At 65.7% G+C, this 22,414-nt stretch carries 21 protein-coding genes; 14 read left to right on the top strand and 7 right to left on the bottom strand.

What is annotated here, in order from left to right; all coding sequences use genetic code 11:
• Positions 1 to 42 precede the first annotated feature (42 nt).
• Together AAFP35_RS03015 and AAFP35_RS03010 are read left to right on the top strand one after the other, a co-directional pair.
• Positions 43 to 1,155 (top strand): ferredoxin reductase, encoded by a 1,113-nt coding sequence (locus tag AAFP35_RS03015; protein ID WP_419220062.1) that lies wholly within the window; start codon positions 43 to 45, stop codon positions 1,153 to 1,155.
• Positions 1,156 to 1,164: 9 nt separating this feature from the next.
• Positions 1,165 to 2,406, top strand: a complete 1,242-nt coding sequence (locus AAFP35_RS03010; protein WP_419220061.1) for a fatty acid desaturase family protein — start codon at positions 1,165 to 1,167, stop codon at positions 2,404 to 2,406.
• 30 nt (positions 2,407 to 2,436) lie between these two features.
• Here AAFP35_RS03010 and AAFP35_RS03005 read toward each other — a convergent pair whose 3' ends face one another.
• The 3 genes from AAFP35_RS03005 to hpnE all read right to left on the bottom strand — a co-directional run bounded on the left by AAFP35_RS03005 (position 2,437) and on the right by hpnE (position 6,920).
• Entirely contained in the window at positions 2,437 to 3,951 is a 1,515-nt protein-coding gene (locus AAFP35_RS03005) for a carboxylesterase/lipase family protein (RefSeq protein WP_419220060.1), read from the bottom strand.
• Between the two features lie 67 nt (positions 3,952 to 4,018).
• Positions 4,019 to 5,500: a flavin-containing monooxygenase gene (locus tag AAFP35_RS03000; protein WP_419220059.1), complete on the bottom strand. Its 1,482-nt coding sequence runs from the start codon at positions 5,498 to 5,500 to the stop codon at positions 4,019 to 4,021.
• 25 nt (positions 5,501 to 5,525) lie between these two features.
• Positions 5,526 to 6,920, bottom strand: coding sequence for a hydroxysqualene dehydroxylase HpnE (gene hpnE / locus AAFP35_RS02995; protein WP_419220058.1), 1,395 nt, complete (start codon positions 6,918 to 6,920; stop codon positions 5,526 to 5,528).
• A gap of 105 nt (positions 6,921 to 7,025) precedes the next feature.
• Between hpnE and AAFP35_RS02990 the strand changes: the two genes are divergently transcribed.
• Entirely contained in the window at positions 7,026 to 7,589 is a 564-nt protein-coding gene (locus tag AAFP35_RS02990; protein WP_419220057.1) for a TetR/AcrR family transcriptional regulator, read from the top strand.
• A 221-nt stretch (positions 7,590 to 7,810) separates the two neighbouring features.
• On the opposite strand, the gene AAFP35_RS02985 is transcribed toward AAFP35_RS02990, so the two are convergent.
• Positions 7,811 to 8,365, bottom strand: a complete 555-nt coding sequence (locus AAFP35_RS02985) for a DUF664 domain-containing protein (RefSeq protein WP_419220056.1) — start codon at positions 8,363 to 8,365, stop codon at positions 7,811 to 7,813.
• Positions 8,366 to 8,466: 101 nt separating this feature from the next.
• Positions 8,467 to 10,035 (bottom strand): AMP-binding protein, encoded by a 1,569-nt coding sequence (locus AAFP35_RS02980; protein ID WP_419220055.1) that lies wholly within the window; start codon positions 10,033 to 10,035, stop codon positions 8,467 to 8,469.
• A gap of 137 nt (positions 10,036 to 10,172) precedes the next feature.
• Between AAFP35_RS02980 and AAFP35_RS02975 the strand changes: the two genes are divergently transcribed.
• Complete coding sequence (locus AAFP35_RS02975; protein ID WP_419220054.1) at positions 10,173 to 10,997, top strand: LuxR C-terminal-related transcriptional regulator; 825 nt, start codon at positions 10,173 to 10,175, stop codon at positions 10,995 to 10,997.
• A 10-nt stretch (positions 10,998 to 11,007) separates the two neighbouring features.
• Here the strand turns inward: AAFP35_RS02975 and AAFP35_RS02970 are convergent, their stop codons facing one another.
• Positions 11,008 to 11,277, bottom strand: a complete 270-nt coding sequence (locus AAFP35_RS02970) for a DUF7218 family protein (protein ID WP_419220053.1) — start codon at positions 11,275 to 11,277, stop codon at positions 11,008 to 11,010.
• 209 nt (positions 11,278 to 11,486) lie between these two features.
• Between AAFP35_RS02970 and AAFP35_RS02965 the strand changes: the two genes are divergently transcribed.
• From AAFP35_RS02965 to AAFP35_RS02920, 10 genes are all read left to right on the top strand, one after another.
• Positions 11,487 to 12,236, top strand: coding sequence for a tyrosine-protein phosphatase (locus tag AAFP35_RS02965; protein ID WP_419220052.1), 750 nt, complete (start codon positions 11,487 to 11,489; stop codon positions 12,234 to 12,236).
• 47 nt (positions 12,237 to 12,283) lie between these two features.
• Positions 12,284 to 13,123, top strand: coding sequence for a metallophosphoesterase family protein (locus AAFP35_RS02960; RefSeq protein WP_419220051.1), 840 nt, complete (start codon positions 12,284 to 12,286; stop codon positions 13,121 to 13,123).
• A gap of 1 nt (position 13,124) precedes the next feature.
• Positions 13,125 to 14,237, top strand: a complete 1,113-nt coding sequence (locus AAFP35_RS02955) for an ABC transporter ATP-binding protein (RefSeq protein WP_419220050.1) — start codon at positions 13,125 to 13,127, stop codon at positions 14,235 to 14,237.
• Positions 14,238 to 14,254: 17 nt separating this feature from the next.
• The gene (locus AAFP35_RS02950; RefSeq protein ID WP_419220049.1) at positions 14,255 to 15,628 is read left to right on the top strand and encodes an ABC transporter substrate-binding protein; all 1,374 of its coding nucleotides are present in this window, start codon (positions 14,255 to 14,257) and stop codon (positions 15,626 to 15,628) included.
• Between the two features lie 9 nt (positions 15,629 to 15,637).
• Positions 15,638 to 16,627, top strand: a complete 990-nt coding sequence (locus AAFP35_RS02945) for a carbohydrate ABC transporter permease (RefSeq protein WP_419220048.1) — start codon at positions 15,638 to 15,640, stop codon at positions 16,625 to 16,627.
• Complete coding sequence (locus AAFP35_RS02940; protein WP_419220047.1) at positions 16,617 to 17,444, top strand: carbohydrate ABC transporter permease; 828 nt, start codon at positions 16,617 to 16,619, stop codon at positions 17,442 to 17,444. Before AAFP35_RS02945 ends, AAFP35_RS02940 begins: the two co-directional genes overlap by 11 nt.
• Positions 17,441 to 18,202 carry a GntR family transcriptional regulator gene (locus AAFP35_RS02935; RefSeq protein WP_419220046.1) on the top strand — a complete coding sequence of 254 codons (762 nt, stop codon included), beginning with the start codon at positions 17,441 to 17,443 and terminating at the stop codon, positions 18,200 to 18,202. The genes AAFP35_RS02940 and AAFP35_RS02935 overlap by 4 nt, the downstream gene beginning before the upstream one ends.
• A gap of 34 nt (positions 18,203 to 18,236) precedes the next feature.
• Entirely contained in the window at positions 18,237 to 19,526 is a 1,290-nt protein-coding gene (locus AAFP35_RS02930) for an epoxide hydrolase family protein (protein ID WP_419220045.1), read from the top strand.
• A 98-nt stretch (positions 19,527 to 19,624) separates the two neighbouring features.
• On the top strand, positions 19,625 to 20,395 hold the full coding sequence (locus AAFP35_RS02925) for a Rho termination factor N-terminal domain-containing protein (protein WP_419220443.1): 771 nt from the start codon (positions 19,625 to 19,627) through the stop codon (positions 20,393 to 20,395).
• A gap of 262 nt (positions 20,396 to 20,657) precedes the next feature.
• Entirely contained in the window at positions 20,658 to 21,746 is a 1,089-nt protein-coding gene (locus AAFP35_RS02920; protein ID WP_419220044.1) for an S-(hydroxymethyl)mycothiol dehydrogenase, read from the top strand.
• Between the two features lie 51 nt (positions 21,747 to 21,797).
• Here AAFP35_RS02920 and AAFP35_RS02915 read toward each other — a convergent pair whose 3' ends face one another.
• Positions 21,798 to 22,412, bottom strand: a complete 615-nt coding sequence (locus AAFP35_RS02915) for a cysteine hydrolase family protein (protein WP_419220043.1) — start codon at positions 22,410 to 22,412, stop codon at positions 21,798 to 21,800.
• Between the last annotated feature and the right edge of the window lie 2 nt (positions 22,413 to 22,414).

Genomic DNA, 22,414 nt, shown 5'->3' with positions numbered 1-22,414 from the left:
CGCTTCTTACAGGCCTACATCGAGGGGGTGAGAAGAGCCCACATGGATCTGCTGAAGTGGAGCAAACGCCCTGCAGCCGGGGTTGATGCCAAGAAGCCCGAGGTCAACGTCCTGCGCGGGCTGATCGCCCGGGCCACGACACCGCTGCTGCCCGACGACTATCTGCATCTGATCAATCCGCTGTGGTCGGCGCGGGAACTGCGCGGGCGTGTCGTCGAGGTGCGTCGTGAGACGGAGAACTCGGCCACCGTCGTCATCCGGACCGGCTGGGGCTTTCCCGAGACGTATCGGCCGGGCCAGTACGTGGGGATCGGACTGCAGGTCGAGGGCAGATGGCATTGGCGGTCGTACTCGCTGACGTCCTTCGGCGACACCCACGACGACACGATCTCCGTCACGGTCAAGGCCAATCCGGACGGGTTCCTCTCCACCCATCTCGTCGACGGTGTCGCGCCGGGGACCGTCATCCGGCTTGCCGCACCCAAGGGCGACTTCCATCTGCCCGAGCCACCGCCCGACAGCATCCTGTTCCTCACCGCGGGCAGTGGCATCACACCGGTCATGGCAATGCTGCGCTCACTGCGCTCGCACGACACCGTTCTCGACATCGTGCACGTGCACTCCGCGCCCACTCGCGACGACGTCATCTTTCTCGACGAACTCGAAGGCATGGATGCCGATCTGCTCTCCTACGACCTGCAGCTGCAACTGACCTCGGTGGACGGGAAGTTCGACATCGACCAACTCGATGTGGTGGTGCCCGATTGGCGTGACCGCCACTGCTGGTCATGCGGTCCGGTCGCCATGCTCGACGCGATCGAGGAACGCTACCGTGAGGCAGGTCTGCGCGATCAGCTGCACGTCGAGCGTTTCGCCATCGCCCGGACCGACGTGGGTGGCGAAGGTGGAACGGTGACCTTTGCGAAATCCGGGAAGACCGCCGAGATCGACGGTGCCACAACGATCCTCGAGGCAGGCGAGGACCAGGGCATCGTGATGCCCTTCGGCTGCCGAATGGGTATCTGCCAGACCTGCGTGGTTCCGCTCGCCGGAGGCTACGTGCGCGACCTGCGCAGCGGTGAGGAACACCGCGAGGGTGAACGAATCCAGACATGCATCAGCGCCGTGTCCGGGGAATGTACTTTCGACCTCTAGGGAGGCCGCGTGGCCATCACCGACATCGACCGATACGCACACTTGACCGACGCCGACATCGACGCGCTCGGAGCCGAACTCGACGCGATCCGGCGGGACGTCGAAGACGCCCGGGGCGAATCCGACGCCCGCTACATCCGTCGCACCATCACAGTGCAGCGTGGTCTCGCCGCGGGCGGACGCGTCGCTCTGGTGTTCAGCAATCGCAAACCTGCCTGGCTGCTCGGCACCGCCATGCTGTCGGTGGCGAAGATCATCGAGAACATGGAGTTGGGCCACAACGTCATGCACGGGCAGTGGGACTGGATGAACGATCCGGAGATCCACTCGTCGTCATGGGAATGGGACACCACCTGCCCGAGCGTGCAGTGGAAACACTCGCACAATTTCGTCCATCACAAGTACACGAACGTCGTCGGTATGGACGATGACGTCGGCTACGGCATCCTGCGGGTCACCCGCGACCAGCCGTGGGAATGGTGGAACGTGGGCAACCCGATCTACAACCTGACGCTGGGTACGTTCTTCGAATACGGTGTGGCACTGCACCATCTGGAGACCGAGAAGTTGCGCACCGGAAAGAAGACGTACCGGCAGGCGTTCAAGGATCTCCGGGTGATCGGACGCAAGGTCGGCAAGCAGGCAGCCAAGGACTACCTGATCTTTCCCGCACTGTCCGGACCGAACTGGAAGACCACGGTCGTCGCCAACTTCACCGCCAACATCGTCCGGAACTACTGGGCGTACATGGTCATCTTCTGCGGGCACTTCCCCGACGGTGCCGAGAAGTTCACCGTCGCGGAGTACGAGAACGAGGACCAGCCCCGGTGGTATCTGCGACAGATGCTGGGATCGGCCAACTTTCGTGCCGGTCGCGTGATGCGGTTCATGAGTGGCAACCTCAGCCACCAGATCGAACATCATCTGTTCCCGGACCTGCCCAGCAATCGGTACGAGGAGATCGCCGTGCGAGTGCGCCAACTGTGCGACAAGTACGACCTTCCCTACACGACGGGTTCGATCGTGCACCAGTACGTGCAGTCGTTTCGCACCATCGCGAAGCTTGCCCTGCCGAACGCGTTGCTGATCGCGACTTCCGACGATGCACCGGAGACCGCGTCCGAGCTCCGGTTCGCGGTACGCGAAGGCGTGCACGAACACTTCGGTGTCGATCCGGCGACGGGACGCCGGCGCGGCCTGCGCACCGCATTACGCGAACTGCGCGCGGCTCCGGTGCGGACGGCGCGGTAGCCCGCGTATCCCGCGTTGCACCAGGCGGTCTCAGCGGACCTCGTCCCACACGTGCCGTTCGTCGCTCGCGGGATCATCGGCGTCGACGACGTGTTCGCCGATCAGACGCACGGTACGGGTGTCCGTGGCGTACGGTGCCCACCCCGGATCGCCGGACGTCACGAAGTCCACCCAGATCTTGTGTGTGGTGTCGGCGACCTGCTGGGAAGGGTGTGGTCCCAGGCGCGGGAGGACGGTCGGTTCGCCGAGGTTGTCGAAGACGAAGGGGATCTCCGCGGAGTGGGCGGCGCCGAAGCCATGGCTGTCCTCGGGCTCGGGGTGATCGAATCGGTATACCCAGGTCGGTGCGGCGGTGCGTGCCGCTCGGGCCTCGGCGACGCGAAGGGCAGGGATCGCGAAGAACCAGTCCGTGACGATGGCCGCCAACACATCACCGGGTGACGCGTCGGGCCTGTTCCGGCGGTACAGGTTCACGGCGTCCTCGTCGATCCCGTACGCGGCAGCCGACATCAGCAATGCGGCGTCGTCGACATGATCGATCGCTCCCGGGGCGACCAGGAACAAGCGGGCCTCGTCGCGCGTCCATCCGGTCAGCACGCGCACGCCGTCGGAACTACCCGAACCGATGGCGTCGAGAGGATGCTCGGCGAGGGTGACACCGTCGACGACCGGCGCAAACGGTAAGAGACTCAATGCGAGTGACCCCCACTTGGCCGGGTCTGCGGCGGTCTGCACTTCTGTCACCAGATCCGCTGCCGCCCGCACCACCCGATCGATGGGCGCCGCGACGATCGCGGCACGGTTGTCGTCGACCCCGACCGACTCCGCCAACCTGCGGCCCACCATCAGCGCGGTGTCGGTGGTGATCGTGTTCGCCGTGGCGCCGGACTGGGTGATCGCCTGGGCGAACAGTCCTTTGGCGGCGGGCATGGCCAGCAGCGTGCTGACGCTCATCGCACCGGCGGACTCGCCCGCCACCGTGACCCGATCCGGGTCGCCGCCGAACGCGGCGATGTTCTCGTGGACCCACCGCAGCGCCGCGATCTGATCCTGTAGTCCGATGTTGGCGATGCCGTCGTCGAGAAGGAGGAAGCCCTCCGCCGCGAGACGATAATTGACCGAGACGAGAACGACCCCGTCACGTGCGAAGGCGGCGCCATCGTATTCGGCCACCGAGTTGGAGCCGTTCATGAAGGAACCGCCGTGAATCCACACCAGTACGGGTAGGGGCCCGGAGGTGTCCGGGGTCCACACCGCGACATTGAGGCACTCGTCGCCCGGGATCGTCACTTCCGCGAGGATGCGCGCATACGCCGGCGGATAGTCGCCCTTGGGGACGGTGGCACCGAACGATGACGCATCCCGCACGCCGTCCCACGGCGGCACAGGGGCCGGCGGGAGCATCCGACTGTCCCCGAAAGGTGCTGCGGCATAGGGAATGCCCGCGAAACGCAGGACGCCGTGCGTGACGACGCGACCTTCGACGCGACCGGACGTCGTGGTGGCGACCGGGTGTGTGCTCGACGGTGAGGGCGAACCGGACATCCATACTCCTCGATTCACACCGGCCCGGGTACGGTCCCGGCGAACGGATCGGAAACCAGCCGTCGATCTACCCGAAGACCATCGACTCCTCGACGTCGTCGAGGTAATGGTCGACGGCGTCGCGGTAGTAGTTGTGCCGGACCCGCCACTTCCCGCGTGTACCGGACTTGGGCAGGGCCTCGGGTGAGCGCTCCACGTACCCGGCCTTGAGCGCCCACAGCGGCTGTGCGGCCATGGGCTCGGGTCCGAGGTGCGGGTACGCGTGGGTGTACCCGTGAGAGCGCATGTGACGCAGCAGCTTCGCCACCGCTCTAGCGGTCATGTCGGCGCGCAGCGTCCACGAGGCATTCGTGTAGCCCACCGACCACGCGAGGTTGGGCACGTCCTCGAGGAGATGGTTCTTGAACACGAATCGGTCGTGAGGTTTGATCTCCGCGTCGTCGACCCGGATTCGGATGCCGCCGAAAGCGAGCAGTTGCAAACCGGTGGCGGTGACGATCACGTCGGCATCGAGGTGACGGCCCGATGTCAGGACGACGCCCGTGGGATCGATGCGGTCGATGCGATCGGTCACCATCTCCACCCGGCCGTCGGTGATGGCCGCGAACAGGTCGCCGTCGGGAACCATGCACATACGCTGATCCCACGGGTTGTAGGACGGGCTGAAATGCTCGTCGACCGGATACCCCTCCGGGAGTTCCTTGGCCACACCTTTCTCGAGGAGTTTGCGGCCGATCTTGGGGAAACGATGCAGGCCGTGCACCATCGCGGCGGTGACGGCGGCGTAGCGGGTGCGGATGACCTGGTGGGCTGCCTTGGCGGGCAACACCTTACGAACGACCGTGTTGGCGCGGTGATGCTGGGTCATGGACGCGATGTAGGACGGGGAGCGCTGCAGCATCACGACGTGAGCCGCGCGCTCGGACAGCGACGGGATGAGGCTGACGGCGGTGGCGCCGCTGCCGATCACCACGATCCGCCGGCCGGAATGGTCGAGGTCGGCCGGCCAGTGTTGTGGATGCACCACGGTGCCCGTGAAGTCGTCGATACCCGCGAAGTGTGGGGTGTACGGCTCGTCGTAGTCGTAGTAGCCGGTCGCGAAGTAGACGAACCGGGTGCGGTAGGTGACCTCGCCTTCGTCGGTGTCGGCGACGATCGACCATGTGTCGGTGGTCGAGTCCCAGTCCGCGGTCTGCACGTGCTGACCGAATCGGATGTGCTCGGTGATGTGGTGTTTGGCTGCGGTCGTCGTGACGTAGTCACGGATGTCCGGCCCCTGCGCCAGGGCTTCGGGTCGGCGCCAGGGTTCGAACGGGAAGCTGAGCGTGAAGATGTCGCTGTCCGAACGAATCCCCGGGTAGCGGAACAGGTCCCAGGTGCCGCCGATGTTCGCACGTCGTTCCAGGATCAGGTAGCGGATCGTCGGGTCGGATTCCTGGAGGCGGTAGGCGGCATCGATACCCGACAGGCCGGCGCCGATGATGATGACGTCGTGGTCGGGGGCGGGGTGCTCACGCCTGCGATCGTCGTGGATCTGGAACTCATTCACCCCGGTACCTCCTGTTCGAGATCGGTCAATGACGCACGTGGGCAAGCACCTTCGGAACCGCTCGGCGTGCGCTGGTGACCGCGGCCTCCATCGTCGATGGGAGGCCGGTGTCGGTCCAATCGCCGGTCAGGAACAGTCCGGCGATCGGGGTCCGTTGTGGCAACCGTAGTTCTTCGAAGCCCGGTTGGGCGGAAAACGTGGCTTGTGGCTGGTGGATGACATGTGTGCGCAGCACCGTGGCATCGTCGAAGGCGGGATAGTGCTTGCGTAGGGAGTCCAGAGCGGCGGCGATGAACTCGTCGCGCGGGGTGTGCAGCACATCCCACGAGGCGCTGACCGCGAGCGCGTAGCAATGGTCGTCGCGACCCTGCATGCCACTCGTGTCGAAGACCCATTCGATGGTGCAGTCGCGAAGGTTCTCGGCGAGGCGTCGGTTACCCAGGGGTCGGTCGAGCCACACGTACACAGACGAGATCGGTGCTGCCTCGATCTTGCGGACCGGCGAGAAATGGTCGACGGTGCCGAGGACACCGTTGTCGAGCAGGCGGGTCAGGGACCAGGGCGGGACGGCGAGCACCACGGCAGACGCGGGCCGGAAACCGCCGTCGGACAAGTGAACCCCGGTGACCGTGTCGTCGGTGACCTCGAGGTCGACGACCGCGTTCCCGGAGATGATGGTCGCGTCCCGGTCGAGCAGGTACTCGATCGCAGGCGCGACGAACAGCTCGTCGAGCGGCACCTTCGGCCAGATGGCGTCCATGCTGCGCGGATTGCCCGCGACTGCACGTCGCAGGCCGACGTGCAGGGTCTGGACGAAGGTGTAGGCGGAGACCCGATCGGGTTTCTCGTTGAGCAACCCGATGACGAGCTGGTCGAGTTGGATGTCGCGCAACGACTGTGGGGCGCCGATCGCGCGGAACCAGCCGTCGGCGGTGTGACCGTCGAGATCCGGCGTCGGAAAGGCCGCTGCCCAGGCGATCCGGGTCAGCGTGAGAAGGGCGGCCGGGCGATCGCGCAACGGGATCGGCAACCGCGCCATCCACATCGCGCCCATTGCTCGTCGCAGACGCAACGGCAGCCACGACGGCCCGCCGTCGAAACCCAGGAGACGGTCCGGCCCGGTACGGATCGCGAACGGCGGCGCATCCCAGAGCAGGTCGTCGCCGGTGCCGATCGTCTGTACGTAGTCGAGGAGAGCGTCGTAGAAGCCGGCGAACAGGTGCGGTCCGTTGTCGACCAGTTCGTCGGTGCCCGGCAACTCGAAGGACATGGTGCGACCGCCGAGGCGGCCACGTTTCTCGACGAGGGTGACCGGGGTGCCCTCGCGTGCCAGCCAAACGGCGGTGGCCAAGCCTGCCAACCCGCCGCCGACGACGACCACCGGCGCCTGTGCCCCTGACGTGTCCGTGCCATCGACCATGTGTTGCGTTGTTGTCATAGGGTCCCGACTTCTGCAGGCGAGCTGTTCGGACTGTCACCGAGTCGGACCAAAGTGCGACATCGGTGTTGCAGGTACGCTAGGCCGGTGACTGTCGCTGCGCAAGTACGGGCCGACGTGGAACGCAATCGTGCAGCGATCATCGCGGCCGCGATCGCGTTGTTCGGCCAGTCGCCGCAGGCGTCGATGCAGCAGATCGCCGAGGCGGCCGGGGTCAATCGGGCGACCCTGTATCGGCATTTCACGAATCGTGAACAGCTGGTCACCGCGCTACACGAGCAGGTACTCGCCGACACGGCAGCGCTGTCGAATCGATTGCCGACCGAGGGACCGGTCGTTCCGGCCCTGCGCGATTACCTCGACGAGGCGATCACGATCGGCGAGCGATACCGGTTCATCCTCATGTACCGGCGCAGCGATCCGGCGCTGTTCGAGTCGGAAGTCCGTGCGAGCGCGCCGGTGATCCGCATGATCCGTCGTGGCCAGATCCAGGGTGAGATCGACGGGCGGCTCGACCCGGTCTTCGCTGCAGGTCAGCTGGCGATGCTGGTCATCGGGGCCGTCGGACTACTCGATCGTGGCGCGATGAACCTCGACGAGGCGCGTGAACAGGCGAAGATCGCCTTCGGGAACGCGGTGGTGCCGCGCTGACCTGGTCGGTGTCCAGCGGCGGATGGCGTCGGGAATGTGCGCGAGGAGTGGGCAGCGGTGAGCGACGCCCCGGAAAGCGTCCCGACGACGGACGGCCCCTGAAAGACACCCACCTCGGCGGTGCAGGTGCCATTGCGTCGGTGGCACGTCGCCGGTGGGCGGATTTCAGGGGCCGTCCGGAGGCGGGGCGGTTTCAGGGCCGGCACCCGACCGGGCCGCGGTCAGGAAAGTTCTGGTCCGGTGTAGAGCGCGGCCATCGTGGACTGGCCGTCGAGTGCCTCGCGGATGATGTCGGCATGACCGGAATGGTGGGCGGTCTCACGGAGCTTGTGCAGCATCATCTTTCGGATCGTCCACCACTCGCGCTCGGGCTGCCACGGTGCGGTCATCTGCGGGATCAGTTCGTCGAGACTCTCGACTCCGGCCACGTAGGCGTCGAGTGCGGCGGCGGCGCGGTCGTATTCGTCGAGCCAGTCGGCGAACGTCTCGTCGGGGCGCAGGTCGTAGCCGAATTCCGCCTTGGACATGTCGAACTCGGCGGTGTCGTCACGTTCGACCAACTCTTCGAGGGTGCTCTGCTCACCGATGGCCAGGTGCTTGACCAGCCCGCCCAGGGTCAGCTCGCTCACGGTGGTGCGCTTGCGCGCCTGCTCTTCGGTGACGCCCCGAAGGGTGACCTTGAACAGTTCCCGCTGGTCGGCGATCAGTGTGAGTAGGTCTTCCTTTTCGCCGTCGACGGTGAAGGGCAGTGTGACGGAGGTGTAGGTGCCGGCCATGATCGAGCCTTTCGGTTGTCCTGCTGAGGTGTCTTCGCCTTGCTGAGGACAAACCTATGACGCATTGCGGACAGTTTCGGTCCGCAATGCGTCGAGGCCGGTCAGGACTCTTGTTTCCGCAGGATGAACCGCTGGATCTTTCCGCTCGGCGTCTTGGGCAGCGCGTCGACGAAGTGCACGGCTCGCGGGTAGGCGTGCGCGGCGAACCCCGTCTTGACGAGTTGCTGCAACTCCTTCTCGAGATCATCGGATCCGACAACCCCGTCGGCGAGGACGACGAAGGCCTCGAGGACCTCGCCGCGCAGTTCGTCCGGGCGCCCGACGACGGCCACGTCCACCACAGACGGATGCGTGATCAGCACGCTCTCCACGTCGAACGGACCGATCCGGTAGCCCGCCATGATGATCACGTCGTCGTCACGTGCGGTGAACCAGAAACGCCCGTCGTCGTCGACACGGCCCGTGTCGCCGGTGAGGTACCACGCACCGTCTCCGGTGAAGCGTGCTGCGGTCTTCTCCGGCGCATCGAGGTATCCCGTGAACCAGATCAGTGGGCTGTTGGCGACGTCGATGGCGATCTGCCCGTCGACGATGCCCGCGGCGAAGCCGGGCATGGGGGTGCCCATCGACCCGGGTACGACAGGCGCGGCGACATCGGGATGCCAGTGGTTGTTGATGAACATGCCGTGCTCGGTCTGGCCGTAGTGATCACGCACCTCGCTGTCCAGAGCGGTTCGCGCCCAATCGATCACATCGGGGGTGAGGGGCTCGCCCGCCGACGATGCGCGCCGCAGCCGGAAGCCGGTGAACGACGCGTCCTTGGACAGCGATCGGTAGACCGTCGGTGCGGCCGCGAAATTGGTGACATCCAGTTCGCGCAGGATGCGCGCCGTCAGTTCCGGGGAGAAGCCCGCGTGCAGCAACAGGTTCCGACAGCCGGTCGCGAGCGGACCGAGCACACCGTAGTAGAGGCCGTACGCCCACCCGGGATCGGCGGCATTCCAGAACACATCGTCGGCCGAGACGTCGAGCCCGTAGTGCATGTAGCAGCTGAACGAGGCGAGTGCCCGAACGGGAACGGGTACTCCCTTCGGTGCGCCGGTCGTGCCGCTGGTGAACAACAGGATCAACGACCCGTCACCACCGACGGCAACCGAGTCCTCGATCGGATCGCCCGCGGCGACCATGTCGTCGAACTGCTCGCCGGCGACGATCGTGGTGATGCCCTCGATCCCGTCGAGTTTGTCCGCCTGACCCGGTTCGGTCACCACGACGCGTGCTCGGCCTGCCGTCAACCGCATCTCGATGGCGGGCGGGGCGAACGCCGTGAACAGGGGGATGTAGATAGCACCCAGGCGGGCGATGGCCAAGAGCGCGACGACGAGTTCGGCACGCTTGCCCATCAGCACGCCGACGGTGTCGCCCCGACCGACGCCGAGGTCGGCCAGCGCCGACGCGAACCGCTTGGACCGGTCGGCCAGGTCGCCATAGGTGAGGTCCACCGTCACCAGCTGGTCGCCGTCCACATCGATGGTGGTGAACGCGACGGCCTCCGGGTCGTGGCGGTCCACCAGGAGTTCGGCTGCATTGGCGTCGTCGGCGCCGAAGGTGCGCAACCAGTCGTCGAGCGTCGCGGCGACATCGGCGGGGATCGGGGCGGTCTGCGTCATCGGATACCTCTTACTGCTGGTCGGGCGGATCGCCTCGTCGGCCGACACGGGACGACGAGTAAGCTCGGTCACATTCTGCGCGTCGAACGGCGCCGGAAACACCCCCCGAAGAGGGGGCGGCGTGTTGTGGAGGTGAGATGGGCGAGACGTCCCTCGTTCTCGACGCCTTGCGCCGGATCCGACAGACCAGCGGCGTGTCGCTCGCCTTCGCCGGGATGGTGGCGCCCGCGGCGACGCGCAAACGCCGGAGCGTGCGGCTCGAACAGTTCGTCGGCCCCACCGTCGGCGCACTGTCCGGAGTGTCGGTCGACGTCGGGCACGGCCTCGGGGGCAAGGTCGTGAGCGTCAATCGCCCCGTCGCGGTGGACGACTATCTGCGCACACCCGACATCACTCACCGCTACAACCCGGTGATCGCGACCGAGGGGCTACGGGCCATGGCTGCCGTGCCGGTGATCGTCGATCGGGATCCGGTCGCGGTGCTCTACGGCGCACTGCGCACCGACGATCCGATCGGCAATCGCACCCTCGACGTGTTGGCCATGGAGGCCCGGACGCTCGAACAGCGCATCGTCGCCCAGCGGACCGCCGTCGAGTCGGCGGCCGCCGTTCCGGAGGTCAGCGTTCTCCGCGACCGGCTGACCGAGACGTATGCCCAACTGCGCGCGTTGGCACGCACCGTCGACGATGCTGCCTTCGCGAGCCGCATCGACCGCATCACCGACATGCTCGTCGAGCAATCACCCGACGCTGCGGTACCGGCGATCTCACTGACTCGTCGAGAGCGCGACGTGGTCGCGTTGGCCGCTCTCGGCCATCCGAATGCGCGGATCGCCGCAGAACTGGGCGTCGGCGTCCAGACCGCCAAGGGCTACATGCGTGACGCCATGCGCAAACTGGGCGCGTCGACACGGCTCGAGGCGGTCATCACGGCGCGCCGACTCGGTCTGCTGCCGGGATGACCCTGCAGTCTCAATGGTTGCGGAGCTTCTCGATCAGGTCGTCCTTCTTCAGGTCCGAATAGCCGGAGATCCCGAGTTCCTTTGCGCGATCCTGTAATTCATCGACGGTCCAGTCCTCGTAGGAGCCGGAGCTGCCGCCCTTCGAGCCCACCTCGGAGCGAGACTCGGCGGCTGCGGCATTCGCGATGCGAGCGGACTTCTCCTTCGAATTGCCTTCGTCGCGCAGCTTCTCGTAGAGCTCGTCGTCCTTGACCGAGGGCCCGGGTTCGCGGTCTGGCATGGTGACTCCTTCATCGTGATCGACTGCGGTTTGCCGGCTGTCTTCTCAACTCGAGCACCTGAACGCGACGTTACGCCGATCGATCGGGCTTGTCGCCGGGCCGAGGAGTTCGCCGACGCCGACCCGGTGATTCATCTAGACGTCTTGGCGACAGAAACGATTCACCTTTCGACAAGATGATCGCCACTTTCATCTAGATGAATAGGGGAGTGACCACAACACCACAGCTACGCCGGCTCGCATTGGGTGCGACATTCAACCTTCGCGACGTCGGCGGATACCCGTTGACGGAGGGACTCCAGACGAAATGGGGTCTGCTGTTCCGCTCCGACGCTCCGCGAGTGAACGGCGGCCCCGAGATGATGCGGCTGGGCCTGCAGACCGTTGTCGACCTCCGTGACGACACCGAACGTGACCTCCTTCCGACCGGTCTGGACGCGGTTGTCCCGTCGGTGCGACACCGCCCGCTCGATCCTCGATCGCTGATGTCCGAGTCGGCGGAGCCCGGCGATGATCCACTCGGGGACCTCTACGTCGCATTGATTCGTGAACGCGGAGAACAACTGGCGGAGATCGTCTCGGACCTGGCCCGTCCCGGGGCGCTACCGGCGTTGGTGCACTGTGCCGCAGGCAAGGACCGGACCGGGGTGGTGCTCGCCCTGGTGCTGTCGGCGATCGGCGTCCCCGACGACGTGGTCGCCGGGGACTACGCGCTCACCGCCGACTACCTGACGGCCGAGTTCTTCGAGACCGTCCCCGCACAGGCCGGCGCCGCTCATCCCGCCGCCGAGGAGTTCCGCGGCGCCGAGTCGAGGTCGATGACGGCGATGCTGCGTGTGCTGAACGCCGAGTACGGGGGCGCCACTGCCTATCTGGGCGCACACGGCGTGCCCGCAGCCGATCTCGACGGCCTCCGCGCCGCCCTCACCTGCCCGGCCCCCTCCGCGACGACTCACTGATCACCCGCTCGTAGACCCAAAACCGCCACACCGAAAGGACTTCCACGATGAAGATCGTCCAGATCTCCGACACCCACCTGACCGCTGCCGGCGGTCCGACCGAGGAATCATTCCGTCTCCTCGCCGATCATCTGAACACGACGGTTCGCCCGGACCTGGTGGTGCACTCCGGGGACATCCAGGTCTTGCACCCCGACGACGCAGGCGACCGTGAGCATTCGCGACAGCTCCTCGACCTCGTCGATGCGCCGTTGCTGGTCATCCCGGGAAACCATGACGTCGGCATGCCCGGTAACAACGCGTGGGCAGGGCTCGTCGTCACCGACGAACGTATTGCCGCCCACGAGTCGGTCTTCGGGCCCGGTCACTGGCGTCACGACATCGACACGGTCACAGTGATCGGCATCAACAGCGAGCTGCTCGGCTCCAATCTGCAGCGTGAGGCCGACCAATGGCGTTGGCTCCAGCAAACACTCGAGGACATCGGTCGCGACCGGCCCGTGCTGCTGTTCCTGCACAAGCCGCTGTGGGCCGTCTCCGAGGTTCCGACCGATCACCAACTCGATGTGGGGCCGGTGGCGCGTGACCGTCTGTTGTCGCTGCTCGGTGAGGTCGATCTGCGCGCGGTGGGTAGCGGGCATCTGCACTGCCACCGGCAGACTGCGCGTGGAGCGGCTCTCGAGGTGTGGGCTCCCGCCACGGCATTCCTGGCCTCGGACGGAGAGTCGTTGCCCGAGACGCGTCAAGAACTCGGCTACATCGAGTACGACGTCACCGACGCCGACGTGACGGCGTCGTTCTGTGCCGTCCCCGGCCTCGCCCAGCGCACTCAGCATGACGTGCCCGAGATCGCGAAGGCGATCGAGGCCATGACCGCGGCGGTGTGAGGTGGCCGCTCTCGAACTCGACGGCATCTCGCGTCACTTCGGTGACACGACAGCCGTTTCCGACATCTCGCTGAGCACCGAGGCCAACGAGTTCCTCGTTCTGCTCGGTCCCAGCGGGTGCGGCAAGACCACCTTGCTGCGTATGATTGCCGGCCTGCTCGAACCCAGTGCCGGACGCATCCTGGTCGACGGCGACGATGTGACCACGCGACCGCCCCGTGACCGCGACCTGGCCATGGTGTTCCAGAACTACGCGCTGTACCCGCATCTCACCGTGGAGAAGAATCTCGGCTTCGGTCTCGGCGTGCGACACATGCCGAAGAAGTCGATCGGTCGGCGAGTGTCCGAGGTGGCCGATCTCCTCGATCTCGGCCCCTTGCTGCGGCGGCGACCGAAGGAGCTGTCCGGTGGTCAGCGCCAACGAGTTGCCCTGGGAAGAGCGATGGTTCGTGAACCACGGGCTTTCCTGATGGACGAGCCGTTGTCGAATCTGGACGCCAAGCTGCGTGCCAGTACCCGCACCGAACTCATCTCGTTGCATCGTCGGCTCGACACCACATTCGTGTACGTGACCCATGATCAGATCGATGCGATGACCATGGCCACCCGGGTGGCGGTGCTCAACGCCGGTCGCGTCGAGCAGTACGGCACGCCGGTCGAGATCTACGACGAGCCGGCGACCGCTTTCGTCGCCGGGTTCATGGGCTCACCGCCCATGAATCTGATACCTGCCGAACTCTGTTCCGACGACGGACAGCTCGCGGTACGTGCACCCGGTGTCGATCTGGTCCTCCCGATGATCGGCGACGAGAGCGAGAAACGAGCTGTGCTGCTGGGAATCCGCCCCGAACACCTCGTCCCGGTGAGCGCAAACCACCCCGGTCCGACACTGCGGGGACGGGTCGACATCGTCGAGAACCTGGGCAGCGAGGAAGTTGCCGACTGTCTGCTGGGCGAGACGCGGATCAGTGTCCGTGGTCCGCGTCCGATCGGTCTGACGTCGGGGCAGTCGACGACACTCGCCGTCGATCCCGAACGTATCCACCTGTTCTCTGCGCAGAGCGGCCGTCGGCTGACATGGCAGTCCGAATCCGTTCCGGCGCTGGCCCTGTGATCGGAAAGTCGCGACCTATGTCCATTCGCCAAGTGATTCCGGCGATCGCCCTGGCGCTGACCGCCACGATCGCCGGATGCGCGAACATACCCACGGCGTCCTCTGATTCTGCCGCGGGCACCCAGATGATCCCCTCCCTCGCGCCGGACCAACAGGTGTCGATCCGTTGGGAGAGCTACAACCTCTCCAGCGCAGGCATTTTCGGTGACACCACCAAGAAGTTGGTCGCCGATTTCGAGAGAGCTCATCCCAACATCCACGTCGAGGCGGTGCCCCCGCAAGGCGGCGTCGCCGAGGTGGCGCAGAGTGTGCAGCGCCAGGTCATCGCGGGCGATCCTCCGGATGTCGGTCAGCTCACCTTCGCCGACCTGCGTTATGCCGCACAGGACCTCGGCGCTCAACCCCTCGACGATCTGGTCGGGAAGAGCGAGGTCCAGGATCTGCTGACCGGTGGTCCACATCCGTACGCACCGCGCGCCGCCGTGCTCGGTGATGTGAACGGCAAGACCTACGGAATCCCGTACGTGTTCTCCACGCCCATGCTCTTCATCAACAGCGACCTGTTCCGCAAGGCCGGTCTGGATCCCACGAAGACTCCGAAGACCTGGGACGAGGTGGCAACCGCCGCCGCCGCGATCGGCCGGTTGCCGGGGACCACGGGTGGTGCCTACCTCAGCTGCCTGGACGCGACGTCCGGTGGGGACTGGTGTCTGACCGGGATCGTGCGTTCGGCAGGTGGTCGGCTGCTGTCCGAGGACGCGGCGAGCGTTCCGTGGACGGATCCACGCACCGTGAGTGCGTTCGCCGAGATGCAGAAGATCGCGCACGCCGGTCCGAACGCACTCGCCAACGTCAGCGGTTCGGATGCCCAAGACGCCTTTCTCCGAGGCGATCTGGGAATGCTGCTCACCTCGGCAGCACTGCAGAACTCGATCCTGACATCGTCGGAGGGCAAGTGGCAGGCGGCGGCTGCGCCGATGCCGGGCTTCGGCAATGCACCCGCAGTGCCGACGAACTCGGGTTCGGCGTTGTTCATCCTCGCAAAGGATCCGGCGAAACAGCGGGCCGCATGGGAGCTGATCAAGTTCCTGACGAGTCCGGAGTCGGAGACGACGATCACCGAGAACATCGGGTACGTCCCGTTGCGGGCCTCTCTGATCGACGATCCGGAATACCTCAAGTCGTTCGCCGATGCGCATCCCGGTTTCGTCAGGCCCAACGTCGCCCAGCTCGACCGGCTCGAACCGTGGGTGTCGTTCCCTGGGCCGAACTATCAGCAGATCCGAACGCTGCTGAACAAGGCCGCCGACGCGATCGTGTATCGCAACGCCGATCCGGAGCACACCTTGAGCACCGCACAATCCGGGGCCCAGGCCCTGATGGAGAAGTGAGGAGATGACATGACCACTCTCGTCGACTCCCCGTATCGCACCCCCGGACGTTTCGTCGAGTGCGTACCGCCGGAAGTCCGTTCCGGTGAGGTGCCGGTCGCCAAGCGACCTGTGCTGCGTCGCCTGGCCGGGTCCGCGGTTCCGTATCTGTACCTGGTGCCGGCGTTGGCGGGCCTGGTGATCTGGGTCTACTCGCCGTTGGTACAGACCTTTCAATTATCGTTCTACGACTGGAATCTCGTCCCCACGTCCCCGGCTCACCCGGCAGGGTGGTCCAACTACGTCGAAGCGCTGCAGTTGCCCCAGCTGGGCCGCGCGACGATCAACACCCTGCTGTACCTGATCGGATTGCTTCCGTTCACCATCGTCATCCCGGTCATCGTCGTGCTCGTCTCACAGCGCATCCACGGGAGGGCCCGAGCGTTCTACCGTGCGGTCATCTTCGCGCCGTACCTGATCGCGCCCGTCGTCACCGCCATCATCTGGAGGTGGCTGCTCGACCCCGGCGGTCTCGTGAACCAGATACTCGGGATGTTCGGCATCGCGCCGATCTCCTTTCTGCGCGACCCCAACTGGGCGATGTGGTCGATCGTGCTGATCGTCGGTTGGCAACTGCTCGGCTTCGCAGTCCTCGTCGTGTCGGCGGGTATGTCGGGCATATCCGAGGACTATGCGGCCGCCGCGCGCACCGACGGTGCCACCGAACGCCAGATCACCTTCAAGATCACTCTCCCGCTGCTGTCGCCGACGCTTCTGTTCATGGCGACGCTCACCATCTTGTCGGCCGCCCAGCTGATGTTCCCGATGATCCAGACGTTGACCATGGGTGGGCCCGGGGATTCCACGACCAACCTCTACTACCTGCTCTACGACACCGCCTTCGGTTCGTTCGACGTCGGGCTGGCCTCGGCCGCCAGCGTCCTGTTCTTTCTGGGCTTCGGACTGATCGCGTGGGGTGCCGTGTGGCTGATGGACCGATGGAGCTTTCATGATGACTGACAACGCCATTCGCGATCGAGTTCGGGGCTTCGGAGGACACCTGGTCCTCGGCGCGATCGCGGTGTTCAGCTTGGTTCCCATCCTCTGGATGTATCTCACGGCTCTGCGGCCTCGCGGTGAGGTGCTCGATCGTTCGGTCCTGCCGCACGGGATGAGCCTGGACAATCTGCGCGTGGCCGCGGACCTCCTCCCGCTGGGCAGCCTGATCGGGAACACTGCACTGATGGCTTGTGGAGTCGCCGCCTGTCAGCTGTTCACCGCTCTCCTCGCGGCATATGCGTTCGGGCGTTGGAGGTTTCGCGGTGACAAGGTGGTGTTCCTGGTCTTCGTGGCCACGTGGCTGGTGCCGTTCCAGGTGACGATGCTGCCCAACTACGTCCTCTTGTCACAGCTCGGCTGGCTGAATACTCTGACCGGGGTGATCATTCCGCAGGTCACCGCGCCGTTCGCGGTGTTGTTGCTTCGTCAACACATGCGCTCGTTCCCGCGTGAACTGCTCGACGCCGCGCGGATGGATGGTCGATCGCACTGGAACACGCTGTGGACCGTTGTCGTGCCGTCGATGCGTGGACCTCTTGCAGCACTTGCCATCTTGCTCTTCGTCACGGCGTGGAACGAGTATTTCTGGCCACTTCTGGTGCTGTCCGATCCGGCGTCGGTCGTGCAGATCGGGCTCCGCAGCCTGATCACCGAGGCAGGCACCGACTACGGTGCGATGATGGCGGCTGCCGGCTCATTGTGCGTGCCGATCCTGGCGGTCTACGTGGTCTTGCAGCGTCAGGTTGTCAATGCCTTCGTCCGTTCCGGGTTGCGATGAGTCGGCAGCAGCAGGGCAGTGGACGCCGGCCGCCGGTCTATCGTCAGGTGGAGAGCGAGGTGCTGCGCCGAATCCGGGAGGGCGAACTGGAGCCGGGACAGCGGCTGCCCACCGAGAGTGACCTCGCGGTCGAATGGGGCGTCAACAGACTCACCATCCGTCAGGCCATCGGCGAGCTCGCGCGCGCCGGACATGTGACGGTCCGCCAGGGGTCGGGCACCTATGTCAGCGACAGGCCCGTCGTCGTCGACGTCGACCTTCCCCGGATGCCGTCGACCGACGCGGACGCCGGCAGCACCGCATCCATCGCCGAGTTCGTACAGGAGGGCCAGACCGAGACACTGGTGGACGCGGTTTCCGACGACCGCGATCACGATGCTGTCGAGGCGCTGGGGGTCGACGGCCCGTTCGTGCGCATCGACACGGTCGTGGCGACCGGCGACCAACCGCTGTTCGTGTGCAGTTACTGGCTCGAAGCGGTGCGGTTTCCCGGGTTCGCGGATCGGGTGGGGAGTCGAGTCGCACTGTACGCGTTGCTGCGCGACGACCACGGTCTGCGGCTACAGCATGCGTGGCGGTCGTTGACGGCGATCGTGGCGAACCGTGATGATGCCGCGTTGCTGTCGGTTCCCGCCGGGAGTCCGGTCATGCTCCGGGACGGCGTCAACGTCGACGAGACCGGCAGGCCCACGGTCTATCTACGTCGCCGAATCCGAGGGGACCGCATCCGCTTCATGCTGAGGTACGACACGTCCTGACGTGCGTTGTCGGGGCGGTGGGTGGCGCGGCTGGGTGTCGCGACGGGAACGCGGACATCAGCTGACCGCAATGGCGGTGATCATCGGACTCATCGATGATCCCGACCGACAGGACAGCGACATGGCCACCGACACCGCGCCCGAGCCTTACGAATTCGCGATCGACGAAGCGCAGATCGCAGATCTGCACGCCCGGCTGGACCGGACCCGATGGCCGAAGCAGATACCTGGCGGTGAGAGTGGCCGCGGGGTGCCGGTGGCCGATGCCCGGCGATTCGCACAGGCGTGGCGTGAGCTGGACATGCGGTCGGTACAGGACGAGATCAATCGGCTCGCCCAGTTCATCGTGGAGATCGACGGCGAGCCGATCCACTTCGTCCATCGACGATCATCGCGACCGGACGCGGTGCCGTTGTTGCTGTTACACGGCTGGCCGGGCTCGGTGATCGAGTTCCTCGATATCGTGCCGACGCTCACCGAACCGACAGAGGTGGGCCACCCCGCATTCCATGTGGTCGTCCCTTCACATCCGGGCACGGGACTGGGGGAGCCGACCACATCCTCCGGTTGGGGAGTCGACCGGACCGCCCGCGCATATGTTCGGCTGATGAGCCTGCTCGGATATGCGAGGTTCGTCGTGCAAGGCGGCGATCACGGTGCGGTGATCGGCCCGCATCTGGGGCGCGTCGCACCGGACTCGGTTCTCGGAATACACGTGAACGCAGCAACTCTCGGGTTCATGCCGTTCGGTCCGGTCGACGACGACGAGCGCGGTGCGCTGAGCTCCCGAGATCTGGAGCGGTTGGCGCTGATCGACGATTTCCTGACAGATGGCAATGGCTACAACGTCATTCAGGCCACTCGCCCGCAAACAATCGGCTACGGGCTCGAGGACTCGCCGGTTGCGCTGCTGACCTGGATGCTGGAGAAATTCGAGGCATGGACCGGGGATTCGCGCATCCTCGACGACGCCCGGTTCCGCTTCCTCATGCTGGCCAACATCTCCGCATACTGGTTCCGGCGCAACGCCACCTCCACCGCCAACAACGTGTACGCCGAGTACCGCAGCCTGTTCGCCGATCCCGAGGCATTCGTGTCGTCCGGTGTACCCACTGCGGTTCTCGCGCTGCGGGGAGATCCGTCCATCCGGCGGTTCGCCGAACGGTCGAACCACATCGTTCAGTGGTCGGACGTCGACGCGGGCGGGCATTTCGGCGCTCTCGAGGCCGGAGATGTGCTGCGCGATGATCTGGCGCGGTTCGTCACCAGGGTGCTGGCGGCACCGGATCGTCGGGAAACGGTGGCACCGGCCCCGGGCCGCTGAGCATCGATCATCGTCGTCGCGTCGTGTCCTACCTGGTCCGGCCTGCTCGGGTGGCTACTCTTGCCCGACAGCACCTCCTCATGATCGGAGCGGTGGACATGGGTAAGAAACGCAAATTGATCGAACGGCTCGAGGCCGAGATCGAGCGCCTCACCAATGAACTCGCCGACGCGCAGAAGTCGGCGCGCAAGCGGGTGAAGAAGGCCGAGCGCGAAGCTGCCCGACTGCGTGCCGAACTGAGCGAGCGGGTGAGCCGGGACGCCCGCGGCGAGAAAGCCGTCCCGGCTGGGAAGTCCGGCGGCGATGGCTCGAAGTCTGCCAAGGCAGGCACGAAGGAATCGACGAAGATCAAGCCCGGCAAGTCCTCGTCAGGCTCCGGGAAGAAACAAGGCGGCGAGGCCGACTCGGCGATAGTCGAGTCCGCGCCAGAATCTGCGAAGAACACCGGACAGAAGAAGGCGACAGCGTCGAAGGGTACGGCCGCGAGCGAGCCGGATCGCGAGGCCGCCTCCTCGGTACCGGAGATCAAAGTCGCTGCCGACAAGTCGAAGTCGGCGACCACCGCGGATGATGACGCGACCACGCCGACGACGCCAAGCTCGCCCGAGGTGGCCCCGCGAAAGGCAGCGCCACGGAAAACCCCCGCCAAGAAGGCATCGCCACGACCGGCGACCACGCGAAGTGCGCCGCCGTCACCGGAGTCCGCCGCGGAATCGCCGGCTCGTAAAGCTGTCGCGAACTGGCCGACGTCGCTGCCGGACCGGCGGACCGGGCCCACCGTGGTCCAGTTGCGGGCACAGGCGAAGGACAAGGGCATCAAAGGGTATTCCTCGATGACCAAGGCCCAGCTCATCGAGGCATTGCAGTAGACGCACGGGTCGGGATCGGTCTGAGCCGACCGACGGGCCCGATCGTGTCGAACACCGGTCCGTCGGACCTCCCCGAAGGCGCGCCGCCGACTGCGGGCATCCCCTGGCAACGGCCTGGACACCTGTCTAGGATGGGATGTGTCGAGCCGGAGTCGACTCGGGTGAACAGTGTTTAACCTGAGTGGACATCGTTGTGGCGCGCCCATAGGGTGGGTCCACCGGAAGTTCAGCGTATGCAGTCGCGGAAGGAAGCAAGCGGACAATGTCGCAGACCGTCAAGGGTGTCATTTCACGGAGCAAGGGTGCGGCGACCGAATTGGTCGACGTGGTGGTGCCCGATCCCGGAGCGCGCGATGTGATCGTGACGATCCAGGCGTGCGGGGTCTGTCACACCGACCTCGCGTACAAGCAGGGGGGTATCAACGACGAGTATCCGTTCCTGCTCGGACACGAGGCCGCGGGCATCGTGGAGTCGGTCGGTTCCGACGTGACCCATGTCGCGGTCGGGGACTTCGTCGTGCTGAACTGGCGGGCGGTGTGCGGCGAGTGCCGGGCCTGCAAGCGAGGGCGACCGTGGTACTGCTTCGACACCTTCAACGCGAGTAAGGCGATGACGCTCACCGATGGGACCGAGTTGACCCCGGCGTTGGGGATCGGGGCGTTCATCGAGAAGACCCTGATTCACGAATTGCAGTGCACCAAGGTCAATCCCGAAACCGATCCGGCTGTGGCCGGGCTGTTGGGCTGCGGGGTGATGGCCGGTCTGGGCGCGGCGATGAACACCGGCAACGTCGGGCGTGGGGACTCGGTCGCGGTGATCGGCTGCGGCGGGGTCGGCGACGCGGCGATCGCCGGTGCGAAGCTGGCAGGCGCCACCACGATCATCGCCATCGATCGGGATGCGGCGAAGCTGGAGTGGGCGACCGATCTGGGTGCCACCCATACGATCAACGGCGCCGAGGTCGAGGACGTGGTCAGTGCCGTGCAGGATCTGACCGACAGCAACGGTGTCGATGTGGTTGTCGACGCGGTCGGCCGTCCGGAGACCTACAAGCAGGCGTTCTACGCCCGTGACCTGGCCGGTGTCGTGGTGTTGGTGGGTGTGCCGACGCCCGAGATGACCCTGGAATTGCCGCTGGTGGACTTCTTCTCGCGCGGCGGGGCACTGAAGTCGTCGTGGTACGGCGACTGCCTGCCCGAGCGTGACTTCCCGATGCTGATCGATCTCTACGAGCAGGGCCGGTTGCCGTTGGACAAGTTCGTCACCGAGCGGGTCGGTCTCGGTGACGTCGAAGCCGCGTTCTCGGCGATGGAGGCAGGCAAAGTGTTGCGGTCGGTGGTGGAGCTCTGACCAAGATCTGGCAGGGCTCCCTCTCGTGATCAGTGAGGGAGCCCCGCCAGATCACCCGGCGAGCAACGGTGCTGCCGGGGTTCGATCCGACGAGGCGAGTTCGAGCAGGTCGAGCGTCGGGCCGACCGTGCCGAAGATGGCCGCCATCGCGTTCAGCGCAGCCTGATGCTGCTCAGGAGGAGCAGACGTCGCGTCGGAGGCCACGAACATCTCGAAGTCGCGCTGCTGCCCCGAGCGCACCGTCGATTCCACACAGACGCTGGTCACCACGCCGGTCACGACCAGACTGGTGATGCCTTTCGCGCGCAGGACAACCTCGAGATCAGTGTAGAGAAAGGCGTCGAACCGGTTCTTGTCGATGACGACGTCACCGGGCTGAGGGGTCAGCTCGTCGATCACGTCGGCGTCCCAGCTGCCACGCACGAGAGGTGGTGGGTCGGCTGGGAGCGGCCCCGAGACGAGCGTCGGCATGTCCAGGAAGTCCGCGCGGTAGCAATGTCGTGTGTAGATCACCGGGATCCCACGTTCACGAGCCGCTGCGACGGCATCGACATTTCTCGCGATGACCCGCTCCATGTCCGGCAGCCCGCGGCCGGCAAGTGGTAGAGAACCTTCCGGGTGGGCGAACCCGTTCTGCATGTCGATGATGAGAAGTGCTGTGGTCATGG

Origin of the sequence: Gordonia sp. CPCC 206044, assembly GCF_048537895.1 — a bacterium.
Taxonomy (GTDB): Bacteria; Actinomycetota; Actinomycetes; order Mycobacteriales; family Mycobacteriaceae; genus Gordonia.
The sequence above is the reverse complement of the archived record's forward strand: the minus strand, read 5'-3'. Positions and strand labels throughout refer to the sequence as shown.